At 71.8% G+C, this 17,439-nt stretch carries 10 protein-coding genes; 8 read left to right on the top strand and 2 right to left on the bottom strand.

Features of this window, described 5'->3' with window-relative positions; all coding sequences use genetic code 11:
- Position 1: 1 nt before the first annotated feature.
- Both AB0917_RS10215 and AB0917_RS10210 read left to right on the top strand, forming a co-directional pair.
- Positions 2-1,420, top strand: a complete 1,419-nt coding sequence (locus AB0917_RS10215; protein ID WP_366819060.1) for a polysialyltransferase family glycosyltransferase — start codon at positions 2-4, stop codon at positions 1,418-1,420.
- Positions 1,421-1,553: 133 nt separating this feature from the next.
- Complete coding sequence (locus AB0917_RS10210; RefSeq protein ID WP_366819059.1) at positions 1,554-2,651, top strand: acyltransferase; 1,098 nt, start codon at positions 1,554-1,556, stop codon at positions 2,649-2,651.
- 22 nt (positions 2,652-2,673) lie between these two features.
- On the opposite strand, the gene AB0917_RS10205 is transcribed toward AB0917_RS10210, so the two are convergent.
- Both AB0917_RS10205 and AB0917_RS10200 read right to left on the bottom strand, forming a co-directional pair.
- Positions 2,674-4,323 carry a hypothetical protein gene (locus tag AB0917_RS10205; RefSeq protein ID WP_366819058.1) on the bottom strand — a complete coding sequence of 550 codons (1,650 nt, stop codon included), beginning with the start codon at positions 4,321-4,323 and terminating at the stop codon, positions 2,674-2,676.
- The gene (locus tag AB0917_RS10200) at positions 4,320-5,303 is read right to left on the bottom strand and encodes a glycosyltransferase family 2 protein (RefSeq protein WP_366819057.1); all 984 of its coding nucleotides are present in this window, start codon (positions 5,301-5,303) and stop codon (positions 4,320-4,322) included. Before AB0917_RS10200 ends, AB0917_RS10205 begins: the two co-directional genes overlap by 4 nt.
- A 344-nt stretch (positions 5,304-5,647) precedes the next feature.
- Between AB0917_RS10200 and AB0917_RS10195 the strand changes: the two genes are divergently transcribed.
- The 6 genes from AB0917_RS10195 to AB0917_RS10170 all read left to right on the top strand — a co-directional run.
- Entirely contained in the window at positions 5,648-7,030 is a 1,383-nt protein-coding gene (locus AB0917_RS10195; RefSeq protein WP_366819056.1) for a DUF6716 putative glycosyltransferase, read from the top strand.
- A gap of 56 nt (positions 7,031-7,086) precedes the next feature.
- Positions 7,087-8,343: an acylneuraminate cytidylyltransferase gene (locus AB0917_RS10190; RefSeq protein ID WP_366819055.1), complete on the top strand. Its 1,257-nt coding sequence runs from the start codon at positions 7,087-7,089 to the stop codon at positions 8,341-8,343.
- A gap of 12 nt (positions 8,344-8,355) precedes the next feature.
- Entirely contained in the window at positions 8,356-9,288 is a 933-nt protein-coding gene (locus AB0917_RS10185; protein WP_366819054.1) for an N-acetylneuraminate synthase family protein, read from the top strand.
- A gap of 10 nt (positions 9,289-9,298) precedes the next feature.
- Positions 9,299-10,330, top strand: a complete 1,032-nt coding sequence (locus AB0917_RS10180) for a hypothetical protein (RefSeq protein WP_366819053.1) — start codon at positions 9,299-9,301, stop codon at positions 10,328-10,330.
- A 366-nt stretch (positions 10,331-10,696) separates the two neighbouring features.
- Positions 10,697-14,782, top strand: coding sequence for a LamG-like jellyroll fold domain-containing protein (locus tag AB0917_RS10175; RefSeq protein WP_366819094.1), 4,086 nt, complete (start codon positions 10,697-10,699; stop codon positions 14,780-14,782).
- Positions 14,783-15,064: 282 nt separating this feature from the next.
- Positions 15,065-17,439, top strand: a 2,375-nt coding sequence (locus tag AB0917_RS10170; protein WP_366819052.1) for a SpvB/TcaC N-terminal domain-containing protein, incomplete at its 3' end; no start/stop codon positions are given.

Here is a 17,439-nt window from a genome sequence, read left to right as displayed (position 1 = left end):
CATGCCCGTGCTCACCCAGATCTTCCAGGTCTCCACCCTGTACGGTGCGGCCACCCTCGCCGCCGCGATCGACGCGGGCCAGTTCGGTGCGGCCGGGGGCAGCCGCCGCATCCTGTTGGTCTCCAACAACTCGGCTGTGCCCGAGACGGCGTTGCGGCTGGAGGAGATGCCGGGCTACGACGCGATAGCGGCCCGCTTCGACTCCGTCGTCGACTGGAACGAGACGATCCGCCCGCACCACCCCAGCGGCTGGGGCCCCCGCGCCGAGGAGACCGTGCTGTGGCAGCGCGCCTTCCGCCTGGCCTGGGGCATCGGCCCGGAGGACCGGGTGGAGCTGGCCGTGGAGTCCATCCAGGTCAATCCGGCCGGGGCCCTCGCGGCGATCTTCTCCGAGAGCGCCCTGCACGTGTACGCGGACGGCCTGATGAGCTACGGGCCGACCCGGAACAAGCTGCCCGGCTCGGTCGGCTGCCGTATCCGCCGGGTCCTCCACCTCGATCTGGTCACCGGTCTGGAGCCGCTGCTGCTCACGGAGTTCGGTGTCGCGGCGGAGCTGGTCCCGGACGACGCCTTCCGCCGGGTCCTCACCGAGATCTCCGACGCGGCCGGGGCGGACCCGCGGCTCGCCGCCGTGGAGGCCCAGGCCCCTACGGCGGTGCTTCTGGGCCAGTACCTCGCCACCCTGAACATCCTCACGGCCGAGGAGGAGGAGGACCTGCACGTCCGGATGTTGCGCGGCGCGGTCCGCGCCGGCCACACCTCGGTCCTCTTCAAGCCGCACCCGACCGCACCGGCCCGCTACTCGCAGGCGCTGGAGCGGGCGGCCGGGGAGGCGGGGGTCGAACTGACCGTGCTGGACAGCCCGTTGCTGGCCGAGACCCTTTACGAGCGCTGCGCGCCGGGCCTCGTCGTGGGCTGCTTCTCCACCGCGATGTTCACCGCCGCCGCGTACTACGGCATCCCCATCGCGCGGGTCGGCACCCGGCTCGTCCTGGACCGCATCACCCCGTACGAGAACAGCAACCGCATACCGCTGACGATCGTCGACCACCTGGTGCCCGGTCTGGAGCAGTACGAGGAGGGCGGCGCGAACTCGGCTGACGGGGGCGGCCCCGGGCCGCAGGGCGGGAACGGTGCCGTGGTGGGGGGCGGGAACGGTGCCGTGGTCGGGGGCCGGGCCGCGCCCGCCACGCTCGGCCCGCTGGTCCGCACGGTCGGCTACTGCATGCAGGCCCGTCTCCACCCCGCCCTGCGGTCCGAGGCCGAAGCCTGGCTGCGGGAACGGCTCGACGGCACCACCCAGCACTACTTCAAGCGCCGCCGGCTCCAGATGCTCACCCTCCCCGGCGGCGGCCCCCGGGGCGCCGCGGTCCGGCTGCGCCGGACCGTCCGCCGCACCCGCAGCAGCCTGGGCTTCTGAGCCGGTCCGCGAGCACCTTCACCGCGGTCGGCCACGGGGATCCGCCTGCTGGTCCGCAGGGCGGAGCGATGTCTCCGCCCGCCCGACCGACCGAGTTCGCCGGGACTCGGTCCGTACCCAGACTTCGAGGATCATGTCGACCACAGCCACCCCGCACCCCGCGCCCGTCGGGCCGAGCCCGCAGTCCTCGGCCGTCCCGGGCGGCGGCGCACCGCGCGAACACCGCTACGACATCGACCTGATCCGGCTGGTCTGCTCGGTCGGTGTGATCGTCTCGCACACGGGCGCCACGTTCATGGACGCCGCCGGCCGCAAGGCGTCCGGCGGGGCGCCCGTCTACTGGACGGGGCTGGTCGCCGATTCCCTCGGCCGCTTCGCCGTGCCGACGTTCTTCGCCATAGCGGGCTGGGCCGTCCTGGTCGGCGCGCCGCCCAAGGACGCCGCCCGGCTGTGGCAGCGGATGGTCCGGTTCCTGGTGCCGCTCGCGGTATGGACGGCCCTGTACCTGCTGTGGGGGCGGTGGCGGGGCACCAACGACGGCCCGATCGGGGACCTGGCGCTGGACTCGCTGTTCGCCTCGGTCCGGCCCGCCTACCACCTCTGGTACCTGTACGCCTACGTGCCGGTGATCATGTTGCTCGCCCTGGTCCCGATGGTGAGGGCGGGCAAGCGCCCCTGGGGGATCGCGGTCGCGCTCCTGGCCATCGCCGCCGCCCCGACGCTGGCCGGTGACCTGGCCCGGGTCACCGACTGGGACGTGCCGCGTTTCGGCTGGAGCTTCGGGGCGTACCAGGTCATATACGCGGTGCTGGGCGCCCTGCTGCTGGCGGCGCCCGCCGGGGCGTTCGGCAGGCGCCGGCTGCCCTGGCTGCTGCTCGCGGCGGCGAGCCTGGTCGCCGTGGTCGGGTACCAGCACAGGATCCACTACGTCATCCCGAACGCGAGCGTGGCCATCGCGCTGCTCACCGGCGGCTTCGTGCTCGCGCTGCACCGGGTGCGCCTCTCCGACCGGATCCGCCCCACCGTGACCCGGCTCGTCGAGGCGACGTTCGGCGTCTACATGGTCCACATCATCTTCGAGGACGTGCTGGCCGACGCGTTCGTCCGGGCCGACGTGGGGTGGCCGGCCGCCGTCGCGCTCTTCCTGGCGGTGTGTGCCGGGATCACCGTGCTGTCGTTCGCCGTCACCCTGTTGTGGCGGCGGATGGGGCTGGCGCGGCTGCTCGGCTGAGGTCAGGGCAGGTCAGGGCAGGTCAGGCGAGCGGTGCGCGGAGCGCCTTCAGCGCCCGCGCCCGCCGGGCCACCCGGCGCAGGGCCGGGCTGCGGCGCAGGAACGCCAGCCGGGCGGGGACCGCGCCGGGCAGGGCGAGCGAGGCCAGGCGGCGGCGCTTGAAGTAGCGCCAGGTGTGGTCGTCGAGACGGCTGGAGAGGTAGGCCTCGGCGGCCGGCCGCAGGTCCGGGCGGACCCTCGGCTGCATCGCGAAGGCGACCGCGGCCAGCAGGGCGTTCGTGTCTGCCCGCACCCTCGTGTCTGCCTGCACCCTCGCCTCTGCCTCTGCCTCCGTACGAGGCGACCGGGCGGGGCCCGTACAGGTGTCCGCCCGCGCTTCCGCCTCCGTACGCACCTCTGCCTCTGCCTCCGTACCGGCGTCCGAGCCGGAGCCCGTACGGGTGTCCGCGCCGACCTCCGTACCGGGTGCCGAGCCCGACGCGGAGCCGGCGTCCCGCAGGCCGGGCAGCAGGGCGTCGGCGATCGTCGCCGGTACCCGCTCGGCGTTCTCGTACGGAGCCAGCCGCTCCAGGAGCAGCCCGGTGCCGACGGTCGCCACGGGCAGCCCGTGCGGCCCGGCCGCCGTGAACAGCGCCGCCGACGAGCAGCCGACCACCAGCGCCGGCCGCAGGCGGTGCAGGAGGACCCCGGCCGCGACGGGCACGGAGGCGTCCAGCACCGTCAGTTCGGCCCCCAGCCGCGCCGCCTCGGCGGCCATCGCGGCCACGTCCCCCTCCGACCGGCCACCCACCACCCCACCGCCCCCCGACCTGCCCGGCACAGCCCCACCCTCCACAGCCCCACCCTCCACAGCCCCGCCCGGCACAGCCCCACCCTCCACAGCCCCGCCCGGCACAGCCCCGCCCCCCACAACCCCATCCGGATCCGGCGCGAACACCAGCCGGGTGTGGCCCAGCGCCACCGCGCCGCGCACCATGTCCAGCCGCACCTCCGCCGCCTCGGCCGGGGAGAGCAGCCCCGGCGCGGCGAGGCGCTGCCCCAGCAGCAGGGCGGGCGCCTCCGCCTCGGGCAACTCCACGGGTACGTCGGCGAGTTCGGCCACGACCTTCAGGAGCGCCGCACTCGGTACGGCCCGCGCCTCCACCCCGTACTCACCGAGCAGCAGCGGCCGCAGGCCCGGGACCAGGTCCGGATGGAACAGCCGGCGCACCCGGGTGCCGGTCAGCGGCGGGACCCTGCCCCCGGTCGGTCCGTAGCAGGCCGGCCCGTCGGCGTACACGTCGATCGGTACGCCCGCGAAGATCCGGGTGAGGCTCTGCGCGGGGCCGGCGTGCGGGGACTCCACCACCAGCTCCACCTCCTCGTCGCCCAGGCCCCAGGCGCGCCGGAAGTGGCGCTCCCACAGGGGGACGTCGTCGGCCCTGGGCAGCCAGCCGTCCGGGTGGAAGGGGAAGATCGCGTCGTTCCACGAGACCACCTCGTCGAAACGCGTACGCAGCCGGGCGAAGCCGGCGCTCTCCGCCGGGTCCGGCACGGTCTCCGGAGCCGGTCCGTCCGTCCGGGAAAGCAGCAGGATCCGGCGGCCGGCCTCGGCGAAGCACCCCGCGTCGGCCATGGCGGCGAGCATCGTCACCGCGGAGGGCGTGGAGGCGTGGAGGATACGGGCGGTCACGCGGCACCCGCCCCCTTCGCGGTGCCCGGACGCCTGCGCAGTCTGCGCAGCCGGGTCGCCCGCTGTACGTCCATGGAGTCGAGGGCCTCGTCCAGTGTCCGTTGGGGCAGGCGCGCCATGGCCGCCGCGCTGCCCGCCTTCAACTCGCGTGCCAGGGACGGCTCCAGCACACCGAGGGAGTCCAGATGGTGTGCGATGACCGCGCAGTAGGTGCGTACGGCCTTGGGCAGCAGGGCCTGTGCGTCCCGGTCCGCCGCCGTCTCCTCGACGACCTGGTCGAACGCGCGGAGGAAGTCGAGCCGGCGGCGGTCGCCGGTCCGGGTGAGGGAGGTGGAGACCCCGCGCCGGTAGAAGTAGCTCAGCGTGTCCAGCACGGCGAAGGACTCGGCCTCGCGGTGCAGCCGCCAGATCCACGGCCGGTCCTCCGCGGTGTGCAGCCCCTCGGTGAAGTGCAGCAGCCCCCGGTCCAGGAGGCGGCGGTGGTAGAGCCCCGCCCAGGCGTAGGCGTAATCCACCGACGTGGTGCGGGTGGCGGGCAGGATCGCGGCCCGCGGGTCACCGACCGATCCGCAGGGGCCGTGCGGCACCCGCCGTACGCTGCGGGACCTGCCGTTCACCCGGACGTGGGCGGTGCGTACGAAGTCGCAGCCCAGCGCCTCGGTCCGGGAGAGCAGCTCCGCGAAGTGGCCGGGGGCGAGCCAGTCGTCGCCGTCCAGGAACGCGATGTACTCCCCGCGGGCGGCGTTCAGCCCGGTGTTGCGCGCGGCCGCGATACCGCCGTTGACCTCGTGCCGGTGCAGGGCCGTTCCGGGGATCTCGTCCAGGGCGCGCAGGAGCAGTTCGCCGGTCCCGTCGGTCGAGCAGTCGTCGACGAGGAGGAACTCGAAGTCCTCGCGGAGGTTGGTCCGCAGACTCCTGAGGGTGTCCGGCGCATAGGCCCGCACATTGAAGAAGGGCACGATGACGGAGAGCTTGACCACCCGCCCGACGTTAGGGCGGGGCGCGGCACGGACCTTGTCCCCGATGAGGAATACAGGTGAACGGCGGCCGTCGATGCGGTGAACCGGTCGCCTTGGATATCGCTCCCCCCTACGGAATGCCCGGAAAGGGGACGGGAATGAGGTGAGGGCCCTCCTGGCGAGCGGAGAGGAATCACCGGTGAACGGTGAAGGGTGAACGAAGAATGGAATGCAGGTGAACTACCCACCACAGCAACCCATTTGGTGGAGCCAGGCCGTCGAATCCCCAATAGTCGGCCCGCTGTTAACCATCTGTTGCCATCGCGTTGGGCCGCGCATCGAAATGCCTTCCTAACTTCTAGGACGTGCCCCCACGTACCAGCAACGCGGCCGATCCGGCCCGAACCCCCGATGCGCCCCGCCCGGCGCTGCGGGTCGCCGTCCTCGCCGACTCCGACACCCGGTGGAAATGGGGCGCGCTCACCGCGCGCCGCCTGACCGCCGAGGCGGACCAGGGGGGCGCGCGCCCCGTCGAGGTCAGCGGGTTGCTGCTGCGCGGCCGGGCCACCCCGACGCCCCGCCAGCTCGCGGAGGTCGGCGAGGTCGGCATCGACGCCGGGCGGGTCCGCGAGGTCACCGCCGTCGAGTTCCTGCACACCGTGCGCGACGAGGCGTACGACGTCGTCGTCCTCGCCCTCGTCGGCGGCGGCGTCCAGGCGATGCTGCACGGGCTGGCCGCACTGGACCTGGAGCGCCGCCCGGTCATCGTCACCGGGTACGTGGGCGTCGTCTACGAGAAGCTCGCCGACGGCCTCCTCCTCCGCCACGGCGCGGACATCGTCCTCGCCAACTCGGCCCACGACGCGGAGCGCTTCCGCGCGGTGTACGAGGGGGTGGGCGCCGACGCCTCGGCCGTCACGGAGGCCGCGCTCCCCTTCCTCGGCGGAGCCCCGTACCGCGCCGAAGAGGGCCGCGACACCGTGGTGTTCGCCGCCCAGCCCTCCGTACCGGCCTCCCGCGCCGACCGTACGTACCTGCTCCGCCGGCTCGTCGAGCACGCCCGGCTGCACCCCCGCCGCGAGGTGCTGCTCAAGCTGCGCTCCAAGCCCGGCGAGCACACCACGCACATCGAGGAACTGCCCTACCAGAAGCTCGCGCAGAGGCTGCCCGGCGGGCTGCCGCCCAACTTCCGCCTGGTCTACGGGCACATGGGCGAGGTCCTGGACCGCACCGACCTCCTGGTCACCGTCTCCTCGACCGCCGCGCTGGAGTCCCTGCACCGCCGCATCCCGACCGCGATCCTCACCGACCTCGGCGTACGCGAACCCCTCGGCAACCACCACTTCGTCGGCTCCGGCCTCCTCACCTCCTGGGACCGGCTCGACGGCGGATACCGCCCGCGCCCGGACGGGCAGTGGCTGGCGGGTCAGGGCGTCGCCGCCGACGGCTCGTACGGCTCCGCCTACGACACCGCCCGCGCCAAGGTCGCCGCGCTGCTGGAGGGCGGCCGGCTCCCGCCGCTCGCCCCCTACTACACGCCCGCCACCGCCCCCGGCTACCTCCCCTCCATTCTCGCCCGCCACCACCTGGCCCCCGACGGCACGCCCCTGCCCGGCGCCGCCGCGCCGCAGGAGCCCGGCCGGGTGCGGGGCGCGGTCCGCGAGACCGTCCGCAACGCGGCGCGCGGCGCCTACCGCCACGGCGTCCAGCGCGTCGCCCCGGTGATCCGCCGGATGGGGGAGCTGTGACCACCACCCCAGGGACCTCCAGGACCTCAGGAGCCCCGACGAACCCAGGAGCAGCGATGCAGCCGCCCCCGACCCCGACCGTCCTCGCCGTGATCCCCGCCCGCGGCGGATCCAAGGGCGTCCCCGCCAAGAACCTCGCCGAGGTCGGTGGCATCCCCCTGGTGGGCCGTGCGGTCCGCGCCGCGCTGGGCGCCCCCGAGGTCACCGACGTCGTCGTCACCACCGACGACGGGACCATCGCGGAGGCCGCCCGTACCGCCGCCGCCGACCTCGGCGCCGCCCACCGGCTGCACTGCGTGGAGCGTCCCGCCGCCATCGCGGGCGACACCGCCACCAGCGAGGCGGCCGTCCTGCACGCCCTGGACGTCTACGAGGCAGAGCGCGCCCGGAGCGTCGACGTGGTCCTCCTCGTCCAGTGCACCAGCCCGTTCGTCTCCCGCGAGGACATCGACGGCGTGGCCAGGGCGGTGGCCCGGGAGGGCGCCGACACGGCCGTCACCGTCGCCCCGTTCCACGGGTTCGTCTGGCGCGACGGGCACGCGGTGGAGGAGGGGACGTACGGCGTGAACCACGACAAGTCGGTACGCCCCCGCCGCCAGGACCGGCCCCAGGACTTCCTGGAGACCGGCGCCGTGTACGCGATGGACGCGGCGGGCTTCCGCACCCACCGCCACCGCTTCTTCGGCCACACCGCGCTCGTGCCCACCGACCCGGCCCGGGTGCTGGAGATCGACGACCCGCACGACCTGGCCCGCGCCCGCGCGCTCGCCCCGCTCCTGGACCCCTCGCCGCTGCCCTCCCTCGCGGACGTGGACGCGGTCGTCCTGGACTTCGACGGCACCCAGACCGACGACCGGGTCATGGTCGACTCCGACGGCCGCGAGACCGTCGCCGTGCACCGGGGCGACGGACTGGGCATCGCCGCCCTGCGCAAGGCCGGCGTCCCCCTCCTGATCCTCTCCACCGAACAGAACCCGGTCGTCGCCGCCCGCGCCCGCAAGCTCCAGGTGCCCGTCCTGCACGGCATCGACCGCAAGGACGAGGCGCTCAAGCAGTGGTGCGACGAGCAGCACATCGCCCCCGACCGGGTCCTCTACGTCGGCAACGACGTCAACGACCTGCCCTGCTTCTCCCTGGCGGGCTGGCCCGTGGCGGTCGCCAGTGCCCACGACTCGGTACGCGCCGCGGCGCGCGCCGTCACGACCACCCCCGGCGGCCACGGCGCCATCCGCGAGATCGCGGCCTGGCTGCTGGGCCCCACCCTCACCACCACCACCGCTGACACCTCAGCCCTCACTGTCCCCACCAAGTAAGGAAGCACCACCATGAGCACCTCCCGTCTGCGCACGTTCGGCACCCGTACCGCCGGACCCGGCAACCCCGTCTACATCACCGGCGAGATCGGCATCAACCACAACGGTGACCTCGGCAACGCGCTGGCCCTGATCGACGTGGCCGCCGAAGCCGGCTGCGACGCGGTCAAGTTCCAGAAGCGCACCCCGGAGATCTGCACCCCGCGCGACCAGTGGGACATCGAGCGCGACACCCCCTGGGGCCGGATGACGTACATCGACTACCGCCACCGCGTCGAGTTCGGCGAGGAGGAGTACCGCGCCATCTCCGAGCACTGCGCCGAGCGCGGCATCGACTGGTTCGCCTCCCCGTGGGACACCGAGGCCGTCGCCTTCCTGGAGAAGTTCGACGTCCCCGCCCACAAGGTGGCCTCCGCCTCCCTCACCGACGACGAGCTGCTGCGCGCCCTGCGCGCCACCGGCCGCACGGTGATCCTCTCCACCGGCATGTCGACCCCGAAGCAGATCCGCCACGCGGTCGAGGTGCTGGGCAGCGACAACATCCTTCTCTGCCACGCCACTTCCACGTACCCGGCCAAGGCCGAGGAGCTGAACCTGCGGGTCATCAACACCCTCCAGCAGGAGTACCCCAACGTCCCGATCGGCTACAGCGGCCACGAGACGGGCCTCCAGACCACGCTGGCCGCCGTCGCTCTCGGCGCCACCTTCGTCGAGCGCCACATCACCCTGGACCGCGCCATGTGGGGCTCCGACCAGGCCGCCTCCGTCGAGCCGCAGGGCCTGACCCGCCTGGTCCGCGACATCCGCACCATCGAGGCCTCCCTCGGCGACGGCGTCAAGAAGGTGTACGAGTCCGAGCTCGGCCCGATGAAGAAGCTCCGCCGCGTCCCGGGCGTCGTCGCCGAGACCGAGAACGCGCCGGCCCGCGAGCCGGTCGCGGTCTGAGCGCCGACCGGTGAACCTCGCCTTCGTCGAGAGCCCGGTCCAGCTCCTGAACGTCCTGGAGTGGACCCACGCCAAGGGGGGAGACGACCCGGCCGCCACCACGGTCGTCGTCCTCCCCCCGGTCGACCCGATGTCGCGCGGCCAGTTGCGCCGGATGGCGGAGCTGGCCCGCGACGAGGGCGTCACCGTCCGCTGGCAGGAGGCGCGCGGGGAGTCCGGCGCGCCTCTCAAGGCCCTGCGCGCCCTGGCCGGACTGGTCCGGCGCGCGGACCACATCGTGATCGGTGACCCGTTCTCCCGTTACGTGCAGCTCCTGCTCACGCTGGTCCGCGCCGAGCGCCTCACGGTGGTCGACGACGGCACGGCGACCATGGAGTTCGTCGCCCAACTGGCCCGGGGCGAGCGGCTGACCCGCTGGCACCGCAAGGGCCGCGGCGGCCCGCGCGAACTGCTCCTGGCCCCGGTCACCGCGACCGCCCGCCGCCGCTTCACCCCGACGGCCCGGCACGCGGTGGAGGTCTTCACCGCGATGCCGGTCGAGCCCCCCGAGGGCATCGCCGTCACCGCCAACACCTTCGCCTGGACCCGCGCCCGCTTCGGTCCGCCGAGCGTCGGCAGGGGCGCGGACCTGGTGGGCACCTCCCTGGTGGAGACGGGGGTGGTCGACCCGGTCCCGTACCAGGAGGCGGTCGCGGCCCTGGCCCGTACCCACGGCGCGACCCGCTACTTCGCCCACCGCCGCGAGTCCGCCGAGAAGCTCCACGCCCTGGAAGCCGCCACGGGTCTGGAGATCGTCCGCCCGGACCTCCCCCTCGAACTCATCGCCCGCCGCGGCCCCATCGGGCACACGGTGGTGAGCTTCCCCTCGACGGTGGTCCACACCCTCCCGCTGGCCCTGGCCGGCACCGGTGTGAACGTCGCGGTCTGCGACATCGCCCCGGAGTGGCTCCGTACGACGGCCTCGCCGCGCGCGCAGGGGTTCCTCAGCGGGGTCACGGAGACGGCACGGGGGGTGCAGCGGCTGACCGCCACGGTGCATTAGGGGCCGTCAGGTGAGGCGATTCACATACCTCTTGTCCGGTTTTCCCTGCATGGGTTCCACATCAACCACTGGTCATTTACACATGATCTTCATAGAGTCCCGCTGGGTTCCTCATCATCGAGGATCTGCATCTTCTCTTCGGTATGAGGTGGGACTGTGTGGAGACGGCTGCGCTCGCGTAGAGCTACGGGCCTGGTGGTAGGGGGTGTCGGCCTCGCCGTGCTGGCGACGCTGACGCCCCAGGCGGCGGCTGCGGAGAGCGAGCCACCCGCGCCCGCCCCGCGATCCGCCGCCGACGGCGGTGTCAGCGCGGACGCCGCGCAGGCGGAGGCGAAACAGACCGGCAAGCCGGTCGAAGTGACATCGATGCGCGGCGAGAGCAGCGAGGTCTTCGCGACCCCCGAGGGGAACTTGGAGGCGCGGGAGTATCTGCGTCCGGTGCGGGCGCGGGTGGAGGGCGAGTGGCGGCCGGTCGACACCGCTCTGGTGCGTGCGGCGGACGGAAGTGTCGCACCGAAGACGGCCACGGTCGAGCTGGCGTTCTCCGGGGGCGGCGACGCGCCCCTCGTACGGATGCGGAAGGCCGGTCGTGAGCTGGCTCTGTCGTGGCCGGGGGAGCTGCCGGCGCCGGAGCTGGACGGCCCCAGGGCCACGTACCGGGATGTGTTGCCGGATGTGGATCTGCGGATGGAGGCGCAGGAGGACGGCTTTACGCAGTTGCTGGTGGTCAACTCTGCCGAGGCGGCGGCGAACGAGGAGCTGTCGGAGCTGCGGCTGAAGTTGGCCGCGGACGGTATGGATGTGCAGCAGACGTCCGGCGGCGGTCTGGAAGCGGTCGACAAGGGCGCGGGCGGCGCGGTGTTCGAAGCGCCCCAGCCCTTGATGTGGGACTCCAGCACCGTGTCCGAGAACGCCGACACGTCCGAGAACGCCGGCGGCGCGTCGGCGCGGTCGGCGCCCGCAGTGCGTGGGGGGGTGGGTTCCGCCGCTCCGGAGGGTTCGGAGGAGGCCGCTCCCACGGAGTCGGGGAAGCTGGCCCCGGTGGGGGTGGCGCTTCCGGCCGGGGGCGAGGAGCTGGTCCTGACGCCGGACGCCGATGTGCTGCGGGGCGCGGACACGACGTATCCGGTCTTCATCGATCCGCAGTGGTACTCGCCGAAGGCTGCGGCGTGGACGATGGCGTCGAAGTACTGGGCCTCCTCCCCGCAGTGGAAGTTCAACGGTCAGTCCGACGCCGGTATGGGCCTGTGCAACTGGAGCTACTGCCAGCCCAATGACACCAAGCGGCTGCTGTACCAGATTCCGACCTCCCGGTTCGCCGGCCAGACGGTGCTGTCGGCGGAGTTCGTGGTGCGCAACACCTGGTCGGCCTCGTGCACGGCCAAGGCTGTGCAGCTGTGGCGGACGAAGGGCATCTCGGCCTCGACGACGTGGAATTCGCAGAACGCGTCCGGTTTCTGGATCAAGCAGCTGAAGTCGTCGTCGTTCGCGCACGGTTACACCGGATGCGCGGCCAAGGACGCCGAGTTCGACGTCAAATCGGCGGTCCAGGAAGCGGCCAACGGCAAATGGTCCACGATGACGTTCGGGCTGCGGGCCGCGAGCGAGACGGACGGGCTGGCCTGGAAACGGTTCTCCGACAAGGCGTTCCTGCGTGTGCAGTACAACCGGCCGCCCGCGCAGCTGAAGATGTCGCAGCTCTCGATGGAGTACGGCGGTGTCTGCAAGTCCACCACGGGTGCTCCCCGGGTGCGCACGCTCGGCAAGATCAACATCAACGGTGTGACCGACCCGGACGGCGACAACGTCGCGATCCAGGTCCAGGCCTCGTGGGACGCGGGTGACGGCAAGGGCATGATCGGCCGGTGGAACCCGGCCCTGACCTCGTACAAGAAGTCCGGCTCGGCCTTCACGATGAGTCTGCCCACGTCGATCCCGCAGAACAAGACGATCGGCTGGCACGTCCGTTCCTATGACGGGGCCCAGTATTCGCCGTGGTCCTCGGCCGGTGACCCGACTGCGTGCTACTTCGTCTACGACAAGACCGTCCCGGCGGCGCCGACCATCGCCTCCGGGGAGTACCCGGCGTCGCAGCCGGACGATCCGAACGACCCGTGGCTGGACGGCGTGGGCCAGTACGGCACCTTCACCTTCAAGTCGTCGTCCAGTGACGTGACGCGCTACTGGTACGGCGTCAACAGCAACCCCGCCTCCGCCAACCAGCTCACCACCACCGCCGGCGCGGCGAAGAACATGAAGGTGCTGCCCTCCAAGCCGGGGCTGAACTTCGTCACCGCCCAGGCTTTCGACGCGGCGGGGAACGGTTCGGAGATCCGTACGTACCAGTTCCGCGTCAAGGCCGGGCAGCCCGAGCGGGCCACCTGGCAGCTGGACGAGGAAGCCGGAGCCACCGAGGCACAGGGCTCGACCCCGCCGAGGCCCCTGGCCCTGCACGGCGGCGCGACCACGGGCGTGGCCGGGACGAAGGGCACCGCCCTCGAACTCAACGGCACCGACGCCTACGCCTCCTCCGACCTCTCCGTGGTCGACACCACGCGCGGGTTCTCGGTCTCCGCGTGGGTGAAGCTGTCGAAGGTGCCCAACGACGCGGCGATCATCGCCTCCCAGCCGGGCAACCACAGCCCAGGCTTCGAGCTGTACTACTCGGCTTCACTGAGCCGGTGGGTGTTCAACCAGTTCGAGACCGACCAGCCCAACGCGAAGATCATCCGGGCGATGGCTCCTCAGCCCGGTGGCGTGAGCGCGAACACCTGGACGCACCTGACCGGTTCGTACGACGAGGTCGCCAAGAAGCTGCGGCTCCACGTCAATCGCCAGCTCATCGGTGAGGCGGCGCTGCCCAACGCGTGGAACGCCCGTCGCGGTCTGACGATCGGGGCCGGCTCCTACAGCGGGGTGAAGAAGTCGTTCTTCCCCGGCACTGTGGACGAGCTCCAGATCTTCGACAGGGCGGTCTCTCAGGCGGAGATCGACAAGCTGTACGCCAAGCAGCCCGTCGGCGACCCCGGCAGCCCCGCCGTGGCGATCTTCCCGCTGGACGAGGAGGCGGACGCCACGGAGATCCGGGGGCAGGGCGGCGTCCTGCCCGCCACGTACACCGGTGGTGTCACCACCGGGGTCCCGGGCATCGCCGGAAAGGCCGCACAGTTCGACGGGAGCACCGGGTACGCGCGGGTCGGCCGCACCAGCGGCCCGCACGTGAACACCTCGCGCAGCTTCAGCGTCAGCGCCTGGGCGAAGATGGACGCCACCAAGCCGAACCAGGCAGGGATCATCGCCGCCCAGACCGGCAACCATGCTCCGGGGTTCGAGCTGTACTACTCGGCCGCCTACGACCGGTGGGCGTTCAACCAGTTCTCCGCCGACACCCCGCAGGGCCAGCCCGTCCGTGCGATGCAGCCGGAGGGAACGACAGCGCGGGGCGGTGAATGGGTCCACCTGACCGGCGTCCACGACACCGTCGCCAACACGCTGACGCTCTACGTCAACGGCCAGAAGGCGGGCTCCACCCAGCTCAGCACCTCCTTCAACGCCAACCAGTCCATCTTCATCGGGGCCGGCTCCTACGGCGGGGTCGTCAAGAGCTACTTCCCCGGTCTGATCGACGACGTCCGCCTCTTCGAACGCCCGGTCTCCGCCGAGGAGGTACAGCAGCTCTTCCGGCAGCGTCCGCTGGTCAAGAGCAGGTGGAACTTCGAGGGGACGACCTCCGGGACGCCTGCCGGCACCCCGGACTCCTCGCAGGAGAACAACCACCTGAGCCTTTACGGCGCCGCCCAGCTGGGCACGGGCTGGATCGACAGCAGCGCTCTCCAGCTGAACGGTACGAACGCCTACGCGGCGACGGCGAAGATGCCCGTCGACACCAGCACCAGCTTCACGATGACGGCCTGGGCCCAGGCGGCGGCGGTGCCGGACCGCGACATGACCGTACTCAGCGCCGGTGGCACGACGCGCAGCGCGCTGGAGGTCCGCTACCGCCCCGACCCGGCCGATCCGAACGGGCTCGGCAGCTGGCAGCTCGCCCTTCCCGACAAGGACAACGCGGCCGCCGCCGTCAAACAGCTGAGCAACACCGAGTTCGCCGACGTCCGGGACTGGAACCACATCACCGTCGTCTACGACGGGTTCGTCAAGGAAGCGCGCCTCTACGTCAACGGCGTCCTCCAAGAGGTGGCCTGCCGTGACGCGGACGGCGACGGCAACGCGGACGAGTCGGGATGCCAGGACCTGATCGCCTGGGCCGGTGACGTCCTGACGTTCAAGGCGACCGGGGCGCTCCAGATCGGACGGGCCCAGGGCTCCGGCGGGTACTTCGCCGGGTCGGTCGACGATGTGTGGACCTTCCAGGGTGCTTTGAACGAAAGCCAGGTCTACGAACTCTTCGCGGGGTTCGCCGACATACCCACCGAAGTTCCCAGCGGAAGCTGACATGACGGGCCCGGGGCGGGCCCGGCCTTCGCCGGCCGGCCTGCCTCGGGCCTTTGCCTTTCCCACCGCACCCCCACCTCACCCCACCTCACCGTGCTCCGCCCTTTTCCACGGGGCTGAGCACCTGGCAGCAATGGACGAACCCATATGAGACCCACCCGTATACCTCCACCCGGAGCACCCGGGGCATCCGGAGCACCCGGTGCACCTGGAGTACCCGGAGCATCCGGAGCATCCGGAGCCGGACGGCTCCGCCGTACCTCGATCGTTCTGTCGGCCGTGATGGTGGCAACGCTGTTGCAGGCCGCCGCGGCTCCCGTCTCCGCGTCCGCCGTGACGAACCTTCCCGGCCTGCCTGCCTCGGAGGAGCCCGTCGACGGCAGCAGGACCGACCAGGTCAGGCCGCGGGCCGTGACCAAGGGGCCGAGGGTTCCCGCTGATGCCCCGCAGGTGGCGCTGCCCGCCGCCGGTGAGGCGACGGTGGCCGTCCCAGGCGTCGGCGCGAAGGGGGATGCGCGCTTCGCCCGGCCGAAGGGGCAGCCGATCGGCATCGGTCGCGCCGAGGCCGGTGCCAAGGCCGGTGCCAAGGCCGGTGCAGGGGCCGGTGCCAAGGCCGGTGCCAAGGCCGGCTCAGGGGCCGAGAAGGGGGCGGCGGCGGGGGCCAGTTCGGTCGCGTCCGCGTCCTCAGCCCCTGCTGACGTCACCTCCCGCATCCTCGACCGCAAGCAGGCGGCGCGGGCCGGTGTGAGTGGTGTGCTGTTCACGCTCACCCCGAAGTCCCCGCCCGTAGCGAGCCGTTCAGGGGGAAGCCCTGCCGAGACCCCGGTCGCGGTGTCGGTGGACTACGAGGCGTTCACGGAGGCCTACGGAGGTTCCTACGCCTCCCGCATGCGGTTGGTCGAACTTCCGGCCTGTGCGCTCACCACCCCGGACAAGGAGGGGTGCCGTAGCGGCACGCCCGTCGCCGCGGTGAACGACACGGCCGCGCGGACGCTGACGGCGGACGCGGTGGCGCTGCGGGCGGGGGCACCCACCGTGCTGGCCACCGTGGCGGCGGCGGACGGGGACAAGGGCGACTACAAGGCGACCTCGCTGTCGCCCTCCTCCACGTGGGACACCAGCTTGAACACCGGTGACTTCACGTGGTCCTACGACATCCAGACCCCGGAGGTCCCGGGCGGCCTGGAACCGAGTGTGGGTCTCTCCTACGCGTCCGGGGCGGTCGACGGCCGTACCGGCGGGACGAACAACCAGGCGTCCTGGGTGGGTGACGGCTTCGATCTGTGGCCGGGATTCATCGAGCGCCGCTACAAGCCCTGCGCGGACGACGGCGTGAAACACGCCGACGGCCGGAAGCCCGGCGACATGTGCTGGGCCTACGACAACGCGTTCGTCTCCTTCAACGGGTCGGGCGGCGAGCTCGTCCCGGCCGGCAACGACGAGTTCAAGCTCAAGGTCGACGACGGCACCCGGGTCACCCGGCTGGAGTCCGCCGACCGTGCGAACGGTGACAACGACAACGAATACTGGCGTCTGACCGCCCCTGACGGCATCCAGTACTTCTTCGGTTACAACCGGCTGCCCGGCTGGACCACGGGCAAGCCCACCACCGACTCCACCTGGACCCTGCCGGTCTACGGCAACAACACCGGCGAGAAGTGCCACGGGGCGACGTTCGCGGACTCCTGGTGCCAGCAGGCCTGGCGGTGGAACCTCGACTACGTGGTCGACCCCCACGGCAACGCCATGAGCTACCACTACACCAAGGAGACCAACTCCTACGGCCGCAACCTCAAGGCCACCGACGACACCCCCTACACCCGGGGCGGAACCCTCAAGCGCATCGACTACGGACAGCGCTCCAACGACCTGTACACGGCCAAGCCGCTCTCGCAGGTCGTCTTCGCCAATGGCGAGCGCTGCCTGCCCAAGTCCGGTGTCACGTGCGCCGCGGACACGATCGACTCCCAGGCCTTCCACTGGTACGACACCCCCTGGGACCTCAACTGCAAGGCGGGCACGAGCTGCGACAACAGCCGTATGTCGCCGTCGTTCTGGACCCGCAAGCGGCTGACGGGCATCACCACCCAGGTCCTCAACGGTGCCGGGACCTACGACAAGGTCGACTCCTGGAAGCTGACCCACCGCTGGGGCATGGCCGACACCGACTACCAGCTCCTGCTGGAGAGCATCCAGCGCACGGGTGAGTCCGCGACCCCGGCCGTCACGCTCCCCAAGACGACGTTCGCCTACACCCAGCTCGCCAACCGCCTGGACAGGACCGGCGACGGATTCGCCCCCTTCATCAAGGACAGGCTCTCCACGATCGATGACGAGTCCGGCGGACAGATCAGCGCCAACTACTCCGCACCGGCCTGCAACGCGAACTCCCTGCCCACCCCCGAGACCAACACCACCCGCTGCTTCCCCCAGTACATCGGAGGCAACGACACAGACCCCGCCACCGAACACTGGTTCAACAAGTACGTCACGACATCCGTCACCCAGACCGACCGCACCGGTGGCTCACCGGACCAGGTCACCAGCTACCAGTACCTCGGCGACGCCGCCTGGCACTACAACGACGACGACGGCCTGACCAAGGAGAAGGAGAAGACCTGGTCCCAATGGCGCGGCTACGGACAGGTCAGGGTCAA

Origin of the sequence: Streptomyces sp. NPDC007346, from assembly GCF_040703535.1 — a bacterium.
Classification (GTDB): domain Bacteria; phylum Actinomycetota; class Actinomycetes; order Streptomycetales; family Streptomycetaceae; genus Streptomyces.
This window is presented reverse-complemented; position numbering and strand designations above follow the sequence as displayed.

What these genes read in the sequence shown, in the direction of transcription:
- AB0917_RS10215 (WP_366819060.1), top strand. Translation starts at nt 2, where the DNA reads ATGCCCGTGCTCACCCAGATCTTCCAGGTCTCCACCCTGTACGGTGCG.
- AB0917_RS10185 (WP_366819054.1), top strand. Translation starts at nt 8,356, where the DNA reads ATGAGCACCTCCCGTCTGCGCACGTTCGGCACCCGTACCGCCGGACCC.
- AB0917_RS10190 (WP_366819055.1), top strand. Translation starts at nt 7,087, where the DNA reads ATGCAGCCGCCCCCGACCCCGACCGTCCTCGCCGTGATCCCCGCCCGC.
- AB0917_RS10175 (WP_366819094.1), top strand. Translation starts at nt 10,697, where the DNA reads ATGCGCGGCGAGAGCAGCGAGGTCTTCGCGACCCCCGAGGGGAACTTG.
- AB0917_RS10210 (WP_366819059.1), top strand. Translation starts at nt 1,554, where the DNA reads ATGTCGACCACAGCCACCCCGCACCCCGCGCCCGTCGGGCCGAGCCCG.